This window comes from Pseudophaeobacter leonis (assembly GCF_002087335.1).
Classification (GTDB): Bacteria; Pseudomonadota; Alphaproteobacteria; order Rhodobacterales; family Rhodobacteraceae; genus Pseudophaeobacter; species Pseudophaeobacter leonis.
This window is the reverse complement of sequence record NZ_MWVJ01000018.1, coordinates 44,378-62,590: the sequence shown is the minus strand read 5'-3', so window position 1 is coordinate 62,590 and position 18,213 is coordinate 44,378. Positions and strand designations below refer to the sequence as shown.

The 18,213-nt window shown below is 57.7% G+C and carries 13 protein-coding genes and 5 pseudogenes; 7 read left to right on the top strand and 11 right to left on the bottom strand.

Annotated features, from left to right (window positions below; genetic code table 11):
• The 3 genes from B4968_RS06345 to alr all read left to right on the top strand — a co-directional run.
• Positions 1-697 (top strand): histone deacetylase family protein (locus B4968_RS06345; RefSeq protein ID WP_083097559.1); only part of this gene is annotated, 697 nt, incomplete at its 5' end.
• A 37-nt stretch (positions 698-734) separates the two neighbouring features.
• Positions 735-1,958 carry an amidohydrolase gene (locus B4968_RS06340; protein WP_083097557.1) on the top strand — a complete coding sequence of 408 codons (1,224 nt, stop codon included), beginning with the start codon at positions 735-737 and terminating at the stop codon, positions 1,956-1,958.
• Complete coding sequence (gene alr / locus B4968_RS06335) at positions 1,951-3,069, top strand: alanine racemase (RefSeq protein WP_083097555.1); 1,119 nt, start codon at positions 1,951-1,953, stop codon at positions 3,067-3,069. Before B4968_RS06340 ends, alr begins: the two co-directional genes overlap by 8 nt.
• Positions 3,070-3,214: 145 nt before the next feature.
• Here alr and speE read toward each other — a convergent pair whose 3' ends face one another.
• The 3 genes and pseudogenes from speE to B4968_RS06320 form a co-directional block, all read right to left on the bottom strand.
• Entirely contained in the window at positions 3,215-4,078 is an 864-nt protein-coding gene (gene speE / locus B4968_RS06330) for a polyamine aminopropyltransferase (protein ID WP_083097553.1), read from the bottom strand.
• Positions 4,075-4,580 (bottom strand): annotated as a pseudogene (gene speD / locus B4968_RS25630) (adenosylmethionine decarboxylase). The gene speE and the pseudogene speD overlap by 4 nt, the downstream one beginning before the upstream one ends.
• Before the next feature lie 341 nt (positions 4,581-4,921).
• Positions 4,922-5,155, bottom strand: a complete 234-nt coding sequence (locus B4968_RS06320) for a DUF1127 domain-containing protein (protein WP_083097551.1) — start codon at positions 5,153-5,155, stop codon at positions 4,922-4,924.
• Positions 5,156-5,251: 96 nt separating this feature from the next.
• Here B4968_RS06320 and B4968_RS06315 point away from each other — a divergent pair.
• Positions 5,252-6,656 (top strand): annotated as a pseudogene (locus tag B4968_RS06315) (aminotransferase-like domain-containing protein).
• A 67-nt stretch (positions 6,657-6,723) separates the two neighbouring features.
• On the opposite strand, the gene B4968_RS06310 reads toward B4968_RS06315, so the two are convergent.
• Positions 6,724-7,209 (bottom strand): hypothetical protein, encoded by a 486-nt coding sequence (locus B4968_RS06310; protein ID WP_139792614.1) that lies wholly within the window; start codon positions 7,207-7,209, stop codon positions 6,724-6,726.
• A gap of 342 nt (positions 7,210-7,551) precedes the next feature.
• Here B4968_RS06310 and rplM point away from each other — a divergent pair, with 342 nt between their 5' ends.
• Together rplM and rpsI are read left to right on the top strand one after the other, a co-directional pair.
• Positions 7,552-8,010 (top strand): 50S ribosomal protein L13, encoded by a 459-nt coding sequence (gene rplM, locus B4968_RS06305; protein WP_083097547.1) that lies wholly within the window; start codon positions 7,552-7,554, stop codon positions 8,008-8,010.
• A gap of 5 nt (positions 8,011-8,015) precedes the next feature.
• Positions 8,016-8,501: a 30S ribosomal protein S9 gene (rpsI, locus tag B4968_RS06300; protein WP_083097545.1), complete on the top strand. Its 486-nt coding sequence runs from the start codon at positions 8,016-8,018 to the stop codon at positions 8,499-8,501.
• A 561-nt stretch (positions 8,502-9,062) separates the two neighbouring features.
• Here the strand turns inward: rpsI and B4968_RS06295 are convergent.
• The 7 genes and pseudogenes from B4968_RS06295 to guaA all read right to left on the bottom strand — a co-directional run bounded on the left by B4968_RS06295 (position 9,063) and on the right by guaA (position 16,288).
• Positions 9,063-9,677 carry a TetR/AcrR family transcriptional regulator gene (locus B4968_RS06295; RefSeq protein ID WP_083097543.1) on the bottom strand — a complete coding sequence of 205 codons (615 nt, stop codon included), beginning with the start codon at positions 9,675-9,677 and terminating at the stop codon, positions 9,063-9,065.
• Positions 9,670-10,539: a polyphosphate kinase 2 gene (gene ppk2 / locus B4968_RS06290; protein ID WP_083097541.1), complete on the bottom strand. Its 870-nt coding sequence runs from the start codon at positions 10,537-10,539 to the stop codon at positions 9,670-9,672. The genes B4968_RS06295 and ppk2 overlap by 8 nt, the downstream gene beginning before the upstream one ends.
• A gap of 148 nt (positions 10,540-10,687) precedes the next feature.
• Positions 10,688-11,611 (bottom strand): homoserine O-acetyltransferase MetA, encoded by a 924-nt coding sequence (metA, locus tag B4968_RS06285; protein ID WP_083097539.1) that lies wholly within the window; start codon positions 11,609-11,611, stop codon positions 10,688-10,690.
• A 54-nt stretch (positions 11,612-11,665) separates the two neighbouring features.
• Positions 11,666-12,529 (bottom strand): ATPase, encoded by an 864-nt coding sequence (locus tag B4968_RS06280; protein WP_083097537.1) that lies wholly within the window; start codon positions 12,527-12,529, stop codon positions 11,666-11,668.
• 80 nt (positions 12,530-12,609) lie between these two features.
• Positions 12,610-13,505, bottom strand: a pseudogene (locus B4968_RS06275) (DMT family transporter).
• A 120-nt stretch (positions 13,506-13,625) separates the two neighbouring features.
• Positions 13,626-14,498 carry a hypothetical protein gene (locus tag B4968_RS06270; protein WP_241525601.1) on the bottom strand — a complete coding sequence of 291 codons (873 nt, stop codon included), beginning with the start codon at positions 14,496-14,498 and terminating at the stop codon, positions 13,626-13,628.
• Positions 14,499-14,718: 220 nt separating this feature from the next.
• A pseudogene (guaA, locus tag B4968_RS06265) lies at positions 14,719-16,288 on the bottom strand (glutamine-hydrolyzing GMP synthase).
• Between the two features lie 325 nt (positions 16,289-16,613).
• Here guaA and B4968_RS06260 point away from each other — a divergent pair.
• Positions 16,614-18,159: pseudogene (locus B4968_RS06260) on the top strand (trimethylamine methyltransferase family protein).
• The last annotated feature ends 54 nt before the right edge of the window (positions 18,160-18,213 follow it).

Here is an 18,213-nt window from a genome sequence, read left to right as displayed (position 1 = left end):
CCATCAGGCGGATACCGCCTGCCCAATTGCGCAGGGCACCTGGGAGGCCTCCTATTGGTCGGCCCAGTCGGCGATTTCCGGCGCGGACCTTTTGCTCGGCGGCACCCGGTCGGCCTATGTGCTGGCCCGCCCACCCGGTCATCACGCCTTTGCCGATATGGCGGGCGGCTTTTGCTTTCTCAACAATTCGGCCATCGCCGCCGAGCGGCTGCGCGCGGCCGGATTGCGCCCTGCAATTGTTGATGTGGATGTGCACCACGGCAATGGCACCCAGGGGATATTCTATGGCCGCGACGACGTGTTGACCGTGTCGATGCATGCGGATCCCGACCGGTTTTATCCGTTCTTTTGGGGCCACGCCCAGGAGCGCGGCGAGGGGCGGGGGCTCGGCTACAATCTGAACCTGCCACTGGTGCGCGGCACCGATGATGCGGGCTTCCTTAAGGCGCTTGATGTGGCCCTGGAGCGTGTCGCGCTGTATGGCGCAGATGTGCTGGTGGTGGCACTGGGGCTGGACGCCTCTATTGATGATCCCTTTCAGGGGCTTGCGGTGACAAAGGAGGGGTTCTTTGAGGTTGGCGCGGCGCTGGCTGGCCTGAAAATTCCGGTGCTGTTTGTTCAGGAGGGCGGCTATCTGTGCGACAGTCTAGGGGAAAACCTGACCCGCTGTCTGACGGGGTATCAGTCCGAAATTTGACCTTTGGCCCCCTGAAACGCATAGGAAAGATCCTGCTATGACATCCGCCCTCACTGACGACCAGTTTGCCTATCTTTGCACTCTGCGCCAAGAGCTGCATCAAATGCCAGAGGTGTCCGGTGAAGAGGCGCAAACGGCGGCCCGGATCGCGCAGGAACTGGAGCGCGCTGGGGCAGACCGGATCTGGACCGGGCTTGGCGGACACGGGGTTGCTGCAGAATTTGCGGGTAGGCAGACAGGAGGGCCGGTGGTGATGATCCGCTGTGAGCTTGACGGCCTGCCGATCCATGAGATCTCAGAGGCACCGCACCGCTCCCGGATTGACGGCAAGGGCCATCTTTGCGGTCATGATGGCCATATGGTGATGGTGCTGGGGGTTGCGCTGGCCCTAAAGGCGCGACCTGCAACCGGGCGAGTGATTTTGTTGTTTCAGCCGGCCGAGGAGACAGGAGCCGGGGCGGAGGCCGTGATCGGTGATCCGCGCTGGCCCGAGATCCGGCCTGACTATGCCTTTGCCTATCATAATGTTCCGGGGCGCCCGTTGGGGGAAATTGGCCTGCGCAGCGGGACGAGCAATTGCGCGTCGCGCGGGATGAAGATCAGCCTTGCGGGCAAAACCTCACATGCGGCAGCCCCCGAAGACGGTGTGTCGCCAGCCGATGTGATGGCGCGCTTGATGCAGACGCTGCCTGCGCTAGGTGGCGGCGGTGTGATGGATGAGGATTTTGCGCTGGCAACTCTGACCCATGCCCAACTGGGAGAGGCGAGCTTTGGCATCGCACCGGGTGATGGCGAGCTGCGTGTCACCCTGCGCAGCCAGACCGATATGCGGATGGACCTTATGGTGCAGCAGGCCAAAGCGCAGCTGGCGCAGGCTCTGGATACCTCTGCAGGCGAGACAAAGGAGGCGCCTGTTGCCGAGCTGTCCTGGCATGAGGTGTTTCTGGCGACTGTGAATGATGCCGATGCCATAGAGATAGCCAGCCGCGCGGCAACACAGCTGGGTTTGGCGCAATACGAGATGGACAGCCCCATGCGCTGGTCCGAGGATTTTGGCCGCTTCGGCCTTGCGGGCGCCAAATCCGCGATGCTGTTCATCGGATCCGGAGAAGCCCAGCCACAGCTGCACAATCCCAACTTTGACTTTCCTGACGCTGTGACCCCGGTTGGGGTCTCGCTGTTTCTTGCGGTGATAAACCAGATCCTGCTGGAACCTGTTGAGATTACCCCAGCCGTACCACAGGCCGCATGCAATGGCTGATCAGCCCTATCAGAGTGCCTGGTGCGAGGTGTCGCTGTCGGCTGTGTCGCAAAATCTGCGCAATGCTCTGGCACTGCTGCCGCCAAAGACCCGGCTGGGCGCCGTTGTCAAGGCCGACGCCTATGGCCATGGCATAAAAAACATTGTCCCACTTTTGATCTCGCAGGGCATTGGTCACATTGGGATTTCTTCAAACTCTGACGCCCGCGCGGTGCGAAAGGCGGGATTTACGGGCGCGCTGCTGCGGCTGCGGACCGCCACGCCCGCAGAGGTGAGCGATGCGCTGGATCAGGGTGTCGAGGAGATGGTCGGCACAGAAGACGGATTGCAGGCCCTGATTGCGCAGCTGGGTCGCCAAGCGCTGCCGCGTTTGCATCTGTCGCTCAATGCTGACGGGATGTCGCGCGACGGGCTGGAGCTGTCGACCGCGCAGGGCCGGGCGGCCTGTGTGCGGATGCTGGAGCTGGCCGGTGCGCGCCTGAGCGGGCTTTGCACACATTTTGCGTCTAATCACCCCGACGAGCTGGCGACAAGCATTGCCCGGTTTCACAGCGATCTTGGCTGGATTTTTGCCAATAGCACGCTGCGCCGGCAGGATGTCATGGTGCATGCCGGAAGCACCCTGACGCTGACCTCGGGACTGGATCCCCAGACCGATATGATGCGCTGCGGGGCGATCCTCTATGGCATTGCGGGCTCAGAGCCCGGCTTTCAGAGCACGCTTGCGTTGAAGTCACGGGTGACAAGCCTGGGATGCTACCCCAAAGGCAGTACAATTGGCTATGACCGAACCACCACCCTGCGGCGCGACAGCACGCTGGCCAGCGTCTCTCTGGGCTATGCCAATGGCTATTGTCGCCAGCTGGCAGCGGGGGCAGACGTCCTGATCCGGGGCCAGAGGTGTCCGGTGATGGGCAAGATTTCGATGAATACGATCGTGGTGGATGTGACGCAACTCGCTGATGCGGCCATTGCCGATGAGGTGGTGGTGTTTGGCCAGCAAGGCGCAGAGGCAATCAGCCCGCTGTCAATCGAGCAGGGCACCGGGACGATCATGGCTGATTTGTTCACCGACTGGGGCCTGCGCAATTCGCGCGTGATCCGCCATTAGGGCGCTTTGATTGCTGCGCGTGCCAGTATCGCAACCAGTATCGTAACCAGTATCGCAACCAGTATCGCAAAAGGGGCCCGCAGGCCCCTTTGTTTGTATCGTGTGAAACTTTGCTCCGCCAAATTTTGACCGCGCAAATTACGGCTTAGGGGAACAGCTTTTTCACATAACCCGGCAGCGCAAAGGCCGCTTTGTGAACCTCGGGCGTGTAATACTCTGTTACAAGGCCGGCCTCGGCGAACCGCGCTTGCAGCACGTCCAGGGCGACCGCCCGTGGTTCTGGGCTGTGGCTGCCCCAACCAAAGGCCATGGGGCCACCGGCATAGGTGGGGATCGTGGCCAGATAGCAGCTGGCATCCGTAAACAGCGCCTGAAAGGCACGCAGCGTTCCGGTCAGCTCATCGCCCTGCATGAAGGGCACACCATTTTGGGTGGCGATAATGCCTTTCGCGGTAAGCGCCCGCGCGGCATGGCCATAAAAAGTATCGGTGAACAGCACTTCTCCCGGACCAATCGGGTCAGTCGAGTCAACGATGATCACGTCGAATTTCTCGTCCGTTTCGCGCATGAAGGCAGCGCCATCTGCAATCACCAGATTGAGACGCCGATCGTCAAAGGCGCCCTGGCTCAGCATGGGCAGGTATTCTTTGGAGAAATCCACCACACCGGCGTCAATTTCGACCATGGTGACATGATCGACCGAGGCATGGTGCAGGGCCTCGCGGGCCATGCCACCATCGCCGCCGCCAATGATCAGCACGCGTTTGGCGGCGCCATGGGCCAGAATGGGCACATGGGTCATCATCTCGTGGTAGATAAAGTTGTCGCCCTCGGTGGTCTGCACCACATCATCCAGCGTCAGAATGCGGCCAAAGGTGCCATTTTGCAGCACTTTCAGACGCTGGTGCTCTGTCATGCTGTCAGAGAGCACCGCATCCGCGCGCAGGGACTGGGCATAGTGGTCGTGCAGGCGTTCTGTGACCCAGGTTTCGGGTTTTGTCTCGCTCATGCTGCGACCTCCTTGGCGATCAGGGCCTCGCCGCGCAACAGTTCACGCACCTCGACCTGGGAGGTGTCAAAGGCCTCTTTCAGCACATCAACAGCCTTCCAGGGGTCGGCATCGCCGCACATAAAGACGTCAAAAGCGCCGTAGCCGATCTCGGGCCAGGTGTGCACCGAGATATGGCTCTCGGCCAGCACGGCCACGCCGGACACACCCTGAGGTGAGAACTTGTGGGTGTGGATATGCAGCAGGGTGGCGCCGCAGACCTCAACCGATTTGCGAAAGGCGTTCTGAATGCGGGTTCGCAGTCCAGACCAGTGCCCTTCATCACTTCGATGATCAGATGGGTGCCGGCAAACACCTTACCATCGCGGCGGATGAAATGGTCCTCGCGATCTGCGTCTGCAATCGCGTTGAGTTGCGCGGGATTAACCCCGCGGCTGATGTCTTCCTCTTGGGCGCCAGTCTCCAGACCGATCCCCAGTTGGAAGAGGTTGGCGTCCGTCATGACACTCCCCTTCGTTCCAGTAGATTGAAATCCAGCCGGTCCTTAGCGCCCCCCCGAATAAGGATTCGAGGTTGGGATCGGTACCGAAAGTCAGGCGCATCTAGCAGGGTGGCAGATTCGATCAAGTGAAATCTTTAAGGATTGAGTCACATTTTGCGCGGCAGCGGCCAGACATCTTCCAGGCAACGGCCAGACACCGACGCAGCCTCAGGCCTGCATGCAGGCGCTGAAAAGGGCCCCAGCGGGCAAATTTGCGCTGAGCGCGCCCCAATGAGACAGGGCTGCAATAAAAAGGGCCGGGGACATGCCCCGGCCATAAGTTGGTTCTATTGCCCAGGGGATCAAGGGCGCCAGAACGGAAGAGTACTTTGATAATGAGCGTCTTGGCGGGAGAGCCCAATATCTTTTAGCTGCTCTGCGCTGAGATGGCGCAGCTGTTTACGTGAGCGTTGGCGGTTGGACCACTTGGTGACCAGGACTGCAAAAGCAACTGCCGCCTGCGCCAGCACCGGCAGAGGCGCGCGGTTGCTGAGGTAAGACATCTGTGAGTGGCTGTGAGTTGCAGGAGAAGTCATGGTCGTTGTCCTTTTATTGTGTTGATACAATCCTGATTGTCTGTTACTGGTATTTTGATACAATGGCATATTGATGCTGTCTAAGGATGGATTGTAATGGGTACAATTTGGTCGCCAGACCTTGGTGGGAAATCGGGACCGAAATACCAGCGGGTTTCGGATACCATTCGTACAGCGGTTTCTGAGGGGGTTCTGAGCTGCGGCGCAAAGCTGCCTCCGGTGCGAGAACTGGCCTATCAGCTGCAGATTACGCCGGGCACGGTTGCGCGCGCCTATACGATCCTTACCCGATGAAGGCTTGCTGCAGGCAGAAGTTGGGCGCGGCACCTTTGTCGCTGAAAAGCAAAGCCAGGTGATGGATGATGTCTGGTCTCGCCAACTGCACCTGAAAGAAGAAAAAGACCCGCACCATGTCAGCCTGTTCAGCCCGCGTATGGTTGATGTTGGTCAGGTCGCTGCCGTCCGTGAGGCGCTGGAGATGGTCGCAGAAGGCGACCCTATGATGTTTTTGAACTACCCAACCCGTGATGCCTTTTTGCCTCTGCGGCAGGCCGTTGTTGACTGGCTGGCGGATCAGCCTCTGGGAGCGCTCAATGAGGCTGAAGTGGTTTTGACCCATGGGGGGCAGAACGGTATTCTGACGGTGCTGCAAACGGTTTTGCGGGATCCGCAACCGGTGATCCTGGTTGAGGACCTCTCCTATGCCGGCTTCCGCCGCGCCGCAGAGTTGCTGCGGGCCAAGGTTGTCGGCGTCGCCATGGATGAGCACGGCATTGTACCGGCCTCGCTGGAGCTGGCTATTCGCAAAACCGGCGCGCAGGTGCTTTGTACCAGTCCCGAAGTGCACAATCCCACCGGGCTGTTTACGCCGCTGCACCGGCGCAAAGAGATCGTCGCCGTGGCGCGTCGCCACGGGGTTCAAATCCTTGAGGACGACTGCTATCGCATGGGAGAGGCAGGTGCCCCAAGCTACCGGGCGCTGGCACCGGACATGACATGGCATGTGCTCTCGATCTCCAAGAACCTGACCCCTGCGTTGCGTCTGGGATTTGCTTTGGCGCCAAAGGGCCGGGCGCAGGATTTACGCCGGGCGGCGGAATACAGCTACTTTGGCCTCGCACCGCCCCTGGCAGAAATGACCCGCATCCTGCTGTCTGATCCGCGGACCAGACAGTTGGCTTTGGCGGTGCGCCAGGAGATGGCAAAATATGTGCGCGTCGCTGTGAATGCCCTTGGGGGCTTTGATCTGGTCTGGAACGATCAGGTGCCTTTCCTGTGGCTGAACCTGCCGGCAGGTTGGCGCTCTGCCGCCTTTACCCGCGCAGCCGAGGCTGAGGGGGTGCAGATCAGATCCTCTGATGAGTTTGCGCTGCGGGACGGGCGGGCGCCCAATGCTGTGCGCATTGCGGTGAATGGCCATGTCACCATAAAGCGGTTTGAGGCCGCCATGCTGCGCCTGCGGGCTCTATTGGACAACCCCCCGGAACAGATCAGCGTGTGATCAGCGTGCGATCTGTGGTCATTTACGCCCTTCCTGTTGAAAGGAAGGGCGTAGTGTTGAATTGGCTCTAGTCTTTCAGGTTGACCCAAACGATGATGTCGTCCGCGCTGTAGGACCAGTTGTCTTTGCTGGCGGCAATCCCTGCTGTCACAGCGGCGGCAACAAGCCCGGCAATTGAGGCACCGCCAACAACAACCCCGTCAAGCATCGGGTTGTGGGTGAAATGTGTCAAAAGCTCCGGTGTTTTGCAGGTCATCCGAAGCTTTGAGGGTTTGCCGTGGAATTTGGGGAGGCGGACAATGGCAGGCGTGCGGAACTGCGCCGAGAACTCAGCCGTGTCTATTGCGCAGGTGGCACCAGAAACTTCGGTACGATTGGCCCCCTGTGGTTGCGAATTCGGGTTCGCCAGGTACTGCTGTTTTTGCGCTTCTGTCAGCTCTTTTGGCACAAACGTGCGAACGACGGGTTCCGTGTAGCCAACGACCCTGCTGGCGCTGGTTTGGTTTTTGAGGGTGGCTGTGACAGGGGGCTGTTTGATCGGAGCTCCCTCCATGCAAGCTGACAAAAGCAGAGCAAGGGGCAAAATCTTTAGGGTAGTCAGTTTCAAGGTGTAGCCTTTTAGGTTGTTTTTCACTTGTCTACGCGATTTCTGCAGGCCAGCAATTTAGGCGTGCAGTTTTACCGGGCCTCCAGTGCGGAAATGCCACGAACGGAACTGGCAGGTAGCGGATACTGTGGGGTATTATTATACCTAATTCATAACGCACTGTTTTTGTTGATTTAAAACTTGAATACCTGTGTTGACCAGGCGCATGGAACCCCGTAGATCCCTCACATCAAATTCGGGCGTTGGACCTCTGTCCTGCGTCGCCACGATAAACAGGATAGACCTGCCATGAAAACCTTCTCTGCTACACCAGCAGATATCGACAAGAAATGGATCATCATCGACGCCGAAGGCGTGGTGCTGGGCCGTCTCGCATCGATTATTGCTATGCGCTTGCGCGGTAAGCACAAAGCAACATTCACGCCGCATATGGACATGGGTGACAACGTCATCGTGGTCAATGCTGACAAGATCCAGATGACCGGCAAGAAGCGCGAAGAGCCCTTCTACTGGCACACCGGTCACCCCGGTGGCACCAAATCGCGCTCCAAACAGGAAATCCTGGAAGGCAAGCACCCCGAGCGTGTTGTCTATCAGGCTGTTAAGCGCATGCTGCCAGGCAACCGCCTGTCGCGTCAGCAGATGACCAACCTGCGCATCTATGCAGGCACCGAGCACGGGCATGAAGCCCAGGCGCCCGAAGTTCTGGACGTAAAGTCCATGAACAAGAAAAATACGCGGAGCTGATATAGATGACTGATCAGATCAACACTCTCGAAGAACTGAGCGCCGTTGCTGGCGTAGACGTTGCCGCCGAAGAGATCGTTCTCCGTGAGCCAGTGCGTGACGCGCTGGGTCGTTCCTATGCCACTGGTAAGCGTAAAGATGCGGTTGCCCGCGTCTGGATCAAGCCAGGCTCCGGCAAGGTTGTGGTCAACGGCAAGGAAATGAAAGCCTATTTTGCCCGTCCGGTTCTGCAGATGATTCTGCGTCAGCCGTTCACTGTTGCTGGTGTCGAGGATCAATTCGACGTTTTCGCAACCGTAAAAGGTGGCGGTCTTTCCGGTCAGGCCGGTGCGGTCAAGCATGGTGTTTCAAAAGCTCTGCAGCTTTATGATCCCTCCCTGCGTGGCGCTCTGAAAGCCGCCGGCTTCCTGACACGCGACAGCCGTGTTGTTGAACGTAAGAAGTTTGGCCGCCGCAAAGCGCGTCGTTCCTTCCAGTTCTCCAAGCGTTAATTTTACCGCTTCAGATCAAAGACAAAAGGGTTCGCACAGCGCGGGCCCTTTTTTGTGTTTTCAGGGCCCGTGCAATCAAAAGCCAAAAGCCTGCTGCAATGCCTTCGCAGTGGCCCGTATATTTGTCGGCCGCTATTTTCGGGAGGCATAAATTTACGGCCAATGGGTTGTTTTTCGGTTTTCGTCCTAGGGAAGGGTGAGAGTACCAATATTCTTTAATAAAAATGCCGGATTGTCCCAAAGACTGCCATGCGCGGTTTCATTCGAGAAAAGGTGACAAGATGTCCGACAGGCATGATTATGACGGTTGTCCGCTCTGTGAAGGGCTGGATATCAAGGGGTTCAATAGAGCTGATTGTTCGGGCCACCCCCTGTATTAGCGCCCCTGTCGCCCACGATGTTCTGGAACACGTACCCTATCCTAAAAAATTCCTGCTGGGCGTGTCTGACAGCATGGAAGACGACGGCGTCTTGCTGATTTCCTGCCCAAATAGCGAAAGCCTGATTTTCAAAACCAAAGCTGTCAATCTGCGCAGCGGCGGCTGGCGATCACAGCAGGACCTAGTCCGGATCAATCAGCCCCAGCCCGCGCAGGTAGATGCCAATTCCGGTCTCCAGCAATTCCTCTGGTGGAAACGGCGAGGTCGCGCCGGGGGTATTTCGGGCATATAACTCGACGACACCGTGGCTCATCGCCAGAATATGGGCCGAGAACATCGAAGCCGGCGGGCGTTTGTCGGCCGGGATGTGCTGGCTCAGATCTTCGGCGGCACGTTCAAGGATTGCGCGGGCACGATGGGCCGCATTGGCCAGATCGGGGGTGCGATTGCTGGAGATGCCGCTCTCAAACATCGAGATGTAATGGCCGGGATTCTTGCGGGCAAAGGCCAGATAGGCCCGCCCTGTTGCCTCAAACGCGGCCAGGGCCGAGGGCTGGTATTTGTCATAGGCATGTTGCATCAGGTCGGCAAACATCAAGAACCCCTGCCGGGCGCATTCGGCAATCAGATCCTCACGGCCTTCAAAATGGCGATAGACCGCCGCCGGGGTGACACCAGCGCGTTTGGCCGCCTCTGAGAGCGTAAAGCCGGTGCGGCCCTTGAGCTCGATCAGACTCAGAGCCGCCTCCACCAGAGCCTGGCGCAGGTTGCCGTGATGGTAGCCGCGTTTAGGCATCCCAAATATCCGGTCCGGCGCAGATCAATGGGTCCAGCGGGCCAATGGCCTTTTTGTCTTTGTTTTTGTAGTCGACCCCATGCAGCACGGTGCGGATTGCAGCCAGACGCGCCCGGCGTTTGTCGTCTGAACGGATCACGCGCCAAGGCGCCAGATCACTATGGCTTCGGGTCAGGGTCTCGTGAATTGCGTCCGAGTAGTCATCCCACCTGGCCAGACCTTTGACGTCGATCGGGCTCAACTTCCATTGCTTTAACGGGTCGCTTTCACGTGCCAAAAAGCGGCGCAATTGTTCGGGACGACTGACGTTGAGCCAGAATTTGAACAGCAGGATGCCATCATCCACCAGCGCGTCCTCAAAGCCACCAGGTTGGTGAAAGAAGTGTTCGCGCTGCGCGGGGCTGCAAAAGCCAAAGACATGTTCTACCACACCGCGGTTGTACCAGCTGCGATCAAAGAAGGTGATCTCACCCCCTGCGGGCAGATGATTGATATAGCGCTGGAAATACCATTGGCTCTGTTCGGCATCAGAGGGTTTCGCCAGCGCCACAGTCCGGGCACCACGTGGATTGAGGTTTTCGCGAAACCGCTTGATTGTGCCGCCTTTACCTGCGGCATCGCGCCCTTCAAAGACAAGCGCGATACGGGTTCCGGACGCCTTGACCCAGGCTTGCAGTTTGACCAGTTCGATCTGCAGGCGCGCCAGTTCCTTTTCATAGTCTTTGCGGCCCATGCGCGCGTCATAGGGATAGTCTTTGCCCAGGATATCGTCTTTGTCGCTGCGCTTGATGAGCTTTCTCACATGCGCCGGAGCCTCGGTTTTGAAATAGCTGCTGATGGCGCCGTCAAATGGCAGTTTCATGGTCAAAACCCTCCTGTCCTCAACCCTTTATAGGGCATTGCTGTGAAAGATGTGACTCGCTTTTGCGCAAATTTCCGCGTCCAGCCATCGCTGCCAGAAATCCAAGGGCAGGGCTTTAGCAGCGGTCAAAGGGCGGCGACAAAAACGCCTAGGTCTGTTTGCCAATATCATCCATGTCATAGGGCGTCGACTGGTAGATGTCGTTGATCCAATTACCATAAAGCAGATGCGCATGGCTGCGCCAGCGGTTCTGAGGCACGCGGCTTGGGTCGTCGTCTGGATAGTAGTTTTGCGGCACATTGATTTCGGTGCCATTGGCGATGTCGCGATCGTATTCCTGCTTTAGGGTGTCGCTGTCATATTCAAAGTGGTTGAAAATATAGAGCGCGCGGTGGGCCGGATCCTGCACCAGGCAGGGACCAGCCTCTGTGCTGCCCAACAGCGTCGTGAGGCCTGGGCGTGCGTCGATTTCATCCTGGCGGATCTCGGTCCAGCGCGATACCGGAATGACGCAGTCATCGGAAAACCCCCGCAGAAACTGCGAGGCCGGCGCCAGGTTCTGATGCCGGAAGCAGCCAAAGGCTTTGTGTTCCAGCATGTGTTTGCGCACGCCATTGAAGTAGTTGATCATGGCCATACCGCCCCAGCAGACACCAAATGTCGACTGCACGTTGGTCTGGGTCCAGTCAAAAACTTCGCAAAGCTCCTGCCAGTAGGTGACCTCTTCAAAAGGCATACGTTCAATCGGCGCACCTGTGATCAACAAGCCGTCAAACTTCTGGTCCTTCACCTCCTGAAAGGAGTGATAGAATTCTTCCATATGTTCGGCGGCAGTGTTGCGGGTCTGGTGCTCGGTCATGCGGATCAGCGAAAGCTCAATCTGCAAAGGGGTCGCGCCAATCAGACGGGCAAACTGGTTCTCGGTCTGAATTTTCTTTGGCATCAGATTGAGCAATCCGATGCGCAGCGGGCGAATGTCCTGACGCGCAGCCTGATCCGGCGACATGACCATGACGCCTTCGTTCGTCAGAACGTCATAGGCGGGCAGGTCAGAAGGGATCTTGATGGGCATGTCAGGGCCTCAATGGGATGAATTACAGGGTCAGGAGAGGCAGAGATAGGTGGATTAACTCTGGGCCTCAAGGGTTTGGGCGATCAAGCTGTTGAAATCAGCTTCGGTTTTGACACCCGAGATCTGGTCCGCAGTCACGGTGATGCCCCAGTTTTGGGCCATTGCCGCATAACGAGGTTGGCGATGTGCCAGCGCCTGTGCGTAGGTCCAGCGAATAAAGGCGTCGGGATCAACATCCCCCTCGGATACGCCCATTTGGTTTAGATAGTCTTCCCAAACGCGGTCAAGAAACTCTGGTTGGTAGGACATGGGTTTGGGCGCGCGGTCAAAGCGGCGGATCAGCTCTTCGGTATGGGCCTCATCGCCCTTGATCCAGATCATCAGACATTGCTGTGACAGCTCCGTGAGAATTTGATCCTCGGGATCTTCGGGGTCAACCCATTCGCAGATCGACCCACCACTGTCACAAATGAAATGCGGATAGCCATAGAGCCGATGGGCGCGATCGGCAAAATACTCGGTATCCAGCAACGCGCGCTCTTCGGCCTGACGGAACTGGTCCTGACGGCGACGGTACTCGTCCATCGCCAGGCCGCCTGCGTCAGGGTTACCCGGTTTGCCCAGGTAAGACGAGACTGGCGTCAGGTTTTCAAAGGTGATGTTGGAGCCGATGTAGATCGAATCTGACAGCAGCAGATCACGCAGAAACGGGTTCTTCATGGCTTCTGCTTTTGCGTTGTCAGCAATGTATTCACCCATGTAGCGGGTGCCGATCCGGTAGTCGACGGAGTAATGAAACCAGCTGCCGGCACCGCGCAGGATATTGCTGACATAGGTCTTGCCAAGGCCAGACATGCCAAAGAACAAAACGCGTTTTTGCGGCGCATCGCGCCAGTCTTGTGCGGATTTATAGAGCATGCCCCGGCCTTTCCATTTTTTGTCTGGCCTAGCTAATCCCGCAGGGCAATTTGGTCAATTCTACTTTCACGCAGTGGTCATCAGCTCCGGCGTTGTTTCATCGCGCCAATGCGGCCTGCGGCCTCAAGGATATTGAGGTAGTTGGCGGCAAAGATCAGCGCCGCCCCGACAAAGATCCAGACCACAACTGCCTCATCATACAGGATCATTGCCAGCAGGGCGATGACCGGAAGGCGCGCAAAATCAAAAGGAACCACCACGGTGGCCGGGGCAATCGACAGCGCATTGGAAAAGCAGAAATGCGCCGCCAGCCCAGCAACCCCGATGAGCAAAATCCAGGGCAGGGTTGTAGCGTGGGCAGCGTCATGTCTGCGTCCCATCCCGCCATGATCAGCCCCAGCACCAGTTGCATCGAGGTCAGCCAGAACAGGATCGACGCGATGCCGTCATGTCGGGTCAGCCGTTTTGTGAAAATCACCGTGAGAGCAAAGAAAATCGCACAGCTGGCGGCGGTTATAACCCCGGCGTTAAGGCTGTCAGGCGAGGGACGTGCGACGATCAGGATGCCTGCAAACCCCAACAGGGCCGCGATGCCGCGTATCCGGGTGAGCCGTTCTCCCAACAGCAGCGGTGACAACACCATGACCCAAAGCGGCGAGGTGAATTCCAGGGCAAAGACCTGCGCCAGAGGGCTCAGTGTGACGGCATAGAACCACAGGTTTTGGCCGGTAAAATGGGCGAGGTTTCGGATCAGATGACTGCCAAGGCGATTTGTTTTGACCGAGCCCCATTTGCCGGTAAAAGAGATCAGGCAGACGACAATGATCAGTCCGACCAGGCTGCGGTAGGTCATGATCTCAAAGGTGTCGAGCGCGTGCCCTGCTTCGCGCCCGGCAATAGCCATAGAGGAAAAGGACACGATCGCCCCGGTCATCCATAAAGCGGCTTTGCCTATTTCGGTAGGTTGATTGTGCATCTCGGACCTTCCCACGTTCTTGAAGAGCACAAGGTGGTAAATTCATGGGAAGGTCAAGCGCATGCGCCGGTATTCATGAGGCCAGCATTCACGAGGCCAGTATTCACGAGGCCAGTATTTTCAAGAAGCCAGTCTGGTATCTTGCATCGAAAGACTGTGATTAGCCTCCAGGTAGGCAGAGACGGTGGCGTCCGGGTCAAACCCGCTGTTGGCAATCATGTCGCCGATTTTTGCGACCATCTGGTCGTTGGATGGCTGGGCCGAGGCATTGTATTTGGGCGGCAGGATATGCTCCTGGTCGTAGCCGAGATCCGACAACAGCCGCGCCGCCCCTTCAGCGGTGACGGCCTCTTCGAGCTGGACCTCCACAAAGCGCAACCGATCTCCATAGACCCGCTGATAGTAGCACTGCCTGCTTTCCATTTCCAGGGTGTACCAGACTGCCAGCCCAATCGCGCCAAGGGGACGTAGGGTTTCTGAAGGCACTATGATATTGGGGTAGTCGGGCGCAAGAAACCACTGCCACCACATGAGGATATTTGAGAAATCGTTGCGGTTTATGTAGCTTGCGCATTGCTTTGCCAGGTTTCGCTTCAATACGATAATGGTGTATTCATCCGCATTGGGCTGTTCGGCCAGGGTTTCGATCAGGCCGCATTTGCCCAAGGTGTGATTGGTTTCACAGTAGGGGGCATTTTCAGGCAAAGTCTTCAGTTTACGCTGCCAGAAGTCACGCACCACCGAATCCATGCCGCGGGTATTAAAGCTTCGCAAAACTTTGATGCTCGGCATCCTGACGTCTATATCATCAATTTCCAGAGGCTCATGGACACTGGTAATATCAAGGTTGGCTGCAATGAATTTCGAGAGCCAGCCGCTGCCGGAGCGGCCTGCCGTCAGTGTGAAAATCATCTGGTTCGTGTTGAACAGCTTCCCAAGTTGTCCCCAGCACCTCTTTAAAAGATCGCTGAGGTTTGGCGCATGTGTTTCCATCTAGTTAGCCGAGCATGTCTTAATTGTGCTGCCTGTTACGCCCTTACGGGCTGGTGTCAGTCTGCACAGATCCATGGTCTCAGCGGTCTCACCTCCTTGGTTAACTGAGGAATTTTAACAATTCCCTTAGGTCGGATCTGACGTTTGTTGCCGTTCTGGCTCGAGACACAAAAAAACCGGCCGAGACCCGACCGGTTTTTTCTGTTTCAGCCTGCGCAGACTATTCCCATTCAATGGTGCCCGGAGGCTTGGAGGTGATGTCATAGGTGCAGCGGTTGATGCCCTTCACCTCGTTGATGATCCGGGTTGCGGTTTCGCCCAGGAACTCATGCGTAAAGGGGTAGTAGTCTGCTGTCATGCCATCTACCGAGGTGACCGCGCGCAGCGCGCAGGCAAAATCATAGGTCCGCCCATCGCCCATCACGCCCACGGTGCGCACCGGCAGGATGGCCACAAAGGCCTGCCAGATCTCGTCATAAAGGCCATGTTTGCGGATCTGGTCGATGTAGACCGCATCGGCTTCGCGCAAAATCGCGAGCTTTTCACGGGTGATCTCACCGGGGCAGCGGATCGCAAGACCAGGACCAGGGAAGGGGTGACGGCCAATAAAGCTTGCAGGCAGACCCAGCTCGCGCCCCAGTTCGCGCACCTCATCCTTGAACAGCTCGCGCAGCGGCTCAACCAGTTGAGACCCATCTTTTCGGGCAGGCCGCCGACGTTGTGGTGGCTTTTGATGGTGACAGAAGGTCCGCCAGAAAAGCTAACAGATTCAATAATATCAGGATACAAGGTGCCCTGTGCGAGGAACTCGGCGCCCGCAATCGAGTTGGCGTGTTTCTGAAACACATCGATGAACAGCTTACCGATGATCTTGCGCTTGGTTTCGGGATCAGATTGCCCGTCCAGCTCTCCAAGGAACAGATCCTGCTCGTCGGCGTGAATGAACTGCATGTTGTAGTTGTCGCGGAACATGGTGACGACCTCTTCCGCCTCACCTTTGCGCAACAGCCCGTGATCAACAAAAACGCAGGTCAGCTGATCGCCAATGGCTTCGTGTAGCAGCACGGCCGTAACCGAGCTGTCCACACCGCCGGAAAGGCCGCAGATCACCTGCTTATCGCCCACCTGTTCGCGAATCGCGGCAATCGCCTGCTCGCGGTACAGCCCCATGGTCCAGTCGCCGCTAAAGCCAGCAAGACGCACAAAGTTCTCATAGAGTTTGGCGCCATTGGGGGTGTGGTGCACCTCCGGATGGAACTGCACCGCGTAAAAATTGCGGCTGACATCTGCTGTGATGGCATAGGGCGCATTGGGCGAGGTGCCGTAGACCTCAAAACCGGGGGCGATTTTGCTGACGTGGTCGCCGTGGGACATCCAGACCTGTTCGCGGTCTTCATCGTCCTGGAACCAGCCCGCAAGCAGCGGCAGGCTGTCCACGGTTGGCTTGACATAGGCGCGGCCAAATTCGGCGGTGCCGTGGCCACTTTCGACCTGACCGCCGAGCTGATGCATCATCACCTGCTGGCCGTAGCAGATGCCGAGGATCGGCACGCCGTAGTCAAAAATTTCCTGGGGAACGCGCGGGCTGCCCTCGCGGGTCACGCTGTCTGGGCCACCAGAAAAGATCTCACGGCCTTGGGCGCCAACTGGCGCACAAAATCCATTGTGACGTTCTGGTAGGGGTGAATTTCGCAATAGACGTTCAGCTCACGCAGGCGGCGCGCAATAAGCTGCGTAACCTGGCTGCCAAAGTCTATGATAAGAAGGCGGTCATGGGATGTCTGGCTCATGTTTGGCTCATAGGGCCTGCGCAGGGTTCTGGCAAGAGGACAGATGGGCCTGAAGCGAGGCGAGGACGAAAAAATGCCTGCGCTGATTTTCCAGGGCGCCTACGCGCCCGGATATTGGTCGCAAATATTGGTCGCAAATTGACAACCCTGCTGCAGGTTGCGGTGCGACACGCCAGGTAAGGGGGGTGGGACACCGGTGATGGATCTGGGCCCAAAAATACAGCTGATATGTCGCTTTCCAACCGGATTGGCCGTTATCCTTCGGCGGTGATTGCGGCGGGCGAGCTAAAAGTCACTCAACGCAATTCCTTCAAGAGGGAAGACTATGGCCGAAGAAGCACCACGTCGTCGCAGCCGAGGTGGCGGTGGCGCCGCCCGCCGCGCAGAACGTACCAGCATCAAGATCGAGACCGCAAAATACATCCAGCGCAACATACCGAACTACGAGGTGCTGACGCAGGAGGCGCTGGAGGTCATCGAGGCCAACGCAGACATCATCCTCGAAGAGGTTGGCGTCAATTTTGTCGACAATCCAGAGGCGCTGCAGCGCTGGCGGGATGCCGGGGCTGATGTTCAGGGAGAACGCGTGCGTATTCCCCGCGGGTCTGGCCCGCAAACTCTGCGCCACAGCGCCAAGCGAGTTTACCCAACACGCCCGCAACCCCGAAAAATCGGTGGTGATTGGGGGCAATAACATGGTGCTGGCACCCGTTTATGGCCCGCCCTTTGTGCGCGATGCCAAGGGGGGACGCCGCTATGCCACCATGGAAGACTTTAACAAGTTCGTGAAACTGGCCTATATGTCCAAATGGCTGCACCATTCCGGTGGCACCGTGTGCGAGCCAACCGATATCCCGGTGAACAAGCGGCATCTGGACATGTTGCTGGCGCATATGACCCTGTCGGACAAGCCTTTCATGGGCTCTGTGACAGAGCCAAGCCGGGCACAGGATTCGGTCGAGATGTGCGAAATTCTGTTCGGCAAAGAGTTTGTGCAGAACAATACTGTGATGACCTCGCTGACGAACATCAATTCGCCTATGACTTTTGACGATGTAATGATGGGCTCACTAGAGGTCTACGCGGCCAACAATCAGGCCTGCATCATCTCACCCTTCATTGTTGGCGGTGCCATGGCGCCGGTCTCGGTGGCGGGCACGCTGACACAGGTTCTGGCCGAGGTCATGGCCGGGGTTGCCTATAGCCAGCTGGTCCGCCCGGGCGCACCTGCGATCTTTGGTGCTTTTGTCTCGTCAATCGACATGAACTCTGGTGCGCCGACCTTTGGTACCCCCGAGGCCTCGCTGGTCACCTATGGTGCAGGCCAGCTGGCACGCCGGATGAACCTGCCATTCCGCTCGGCAGGCTCGTTCTGTGGCTCGAAATTGCCCGATGCGCAGGCCGCCTATGAGACGGCAAACTCCCTCAACATGGGGCTGCTGTCCGGTGTGAACTTTATGCTGCATTCCTGCGGCTGGCTCGAAGGCGGTCTGGTGGCGGACTTTGAGAAATTCGTCATGGATGCGGATCAGCTTGGCACACTGCATGGTCTGGCCAAAGGTGTGCCGATCAGTGAAGACGACCAGGCAATGGGTGCGATCCGTGAAGTAGGCCCCGGTGGGCACTATCTCGGCTGTGCGCATACGCAGGCAAACTTCAAGACAGCGTTCTGGAAGTCCGACCTGTTTGACTATAAGCCGTTTGAAACATGGGAAGAGGAAGGCGCACGCGATACCTATGCGCTGGCCAGCAACCGTGTGGAGTATCTGTTGTCCAACTATCAGGCCCCACCGCTGGATCCCGCGATCAGAGAGGCATTGGAAGCCTATGTCGCTGAGAAGAAAAGCGCGAGCCCAGACGCTTTCATGTAAAATTTACGGTCCAGCTCATGACCCATTTGCTCTCGCTTAAGGCGAGGTCGGTCT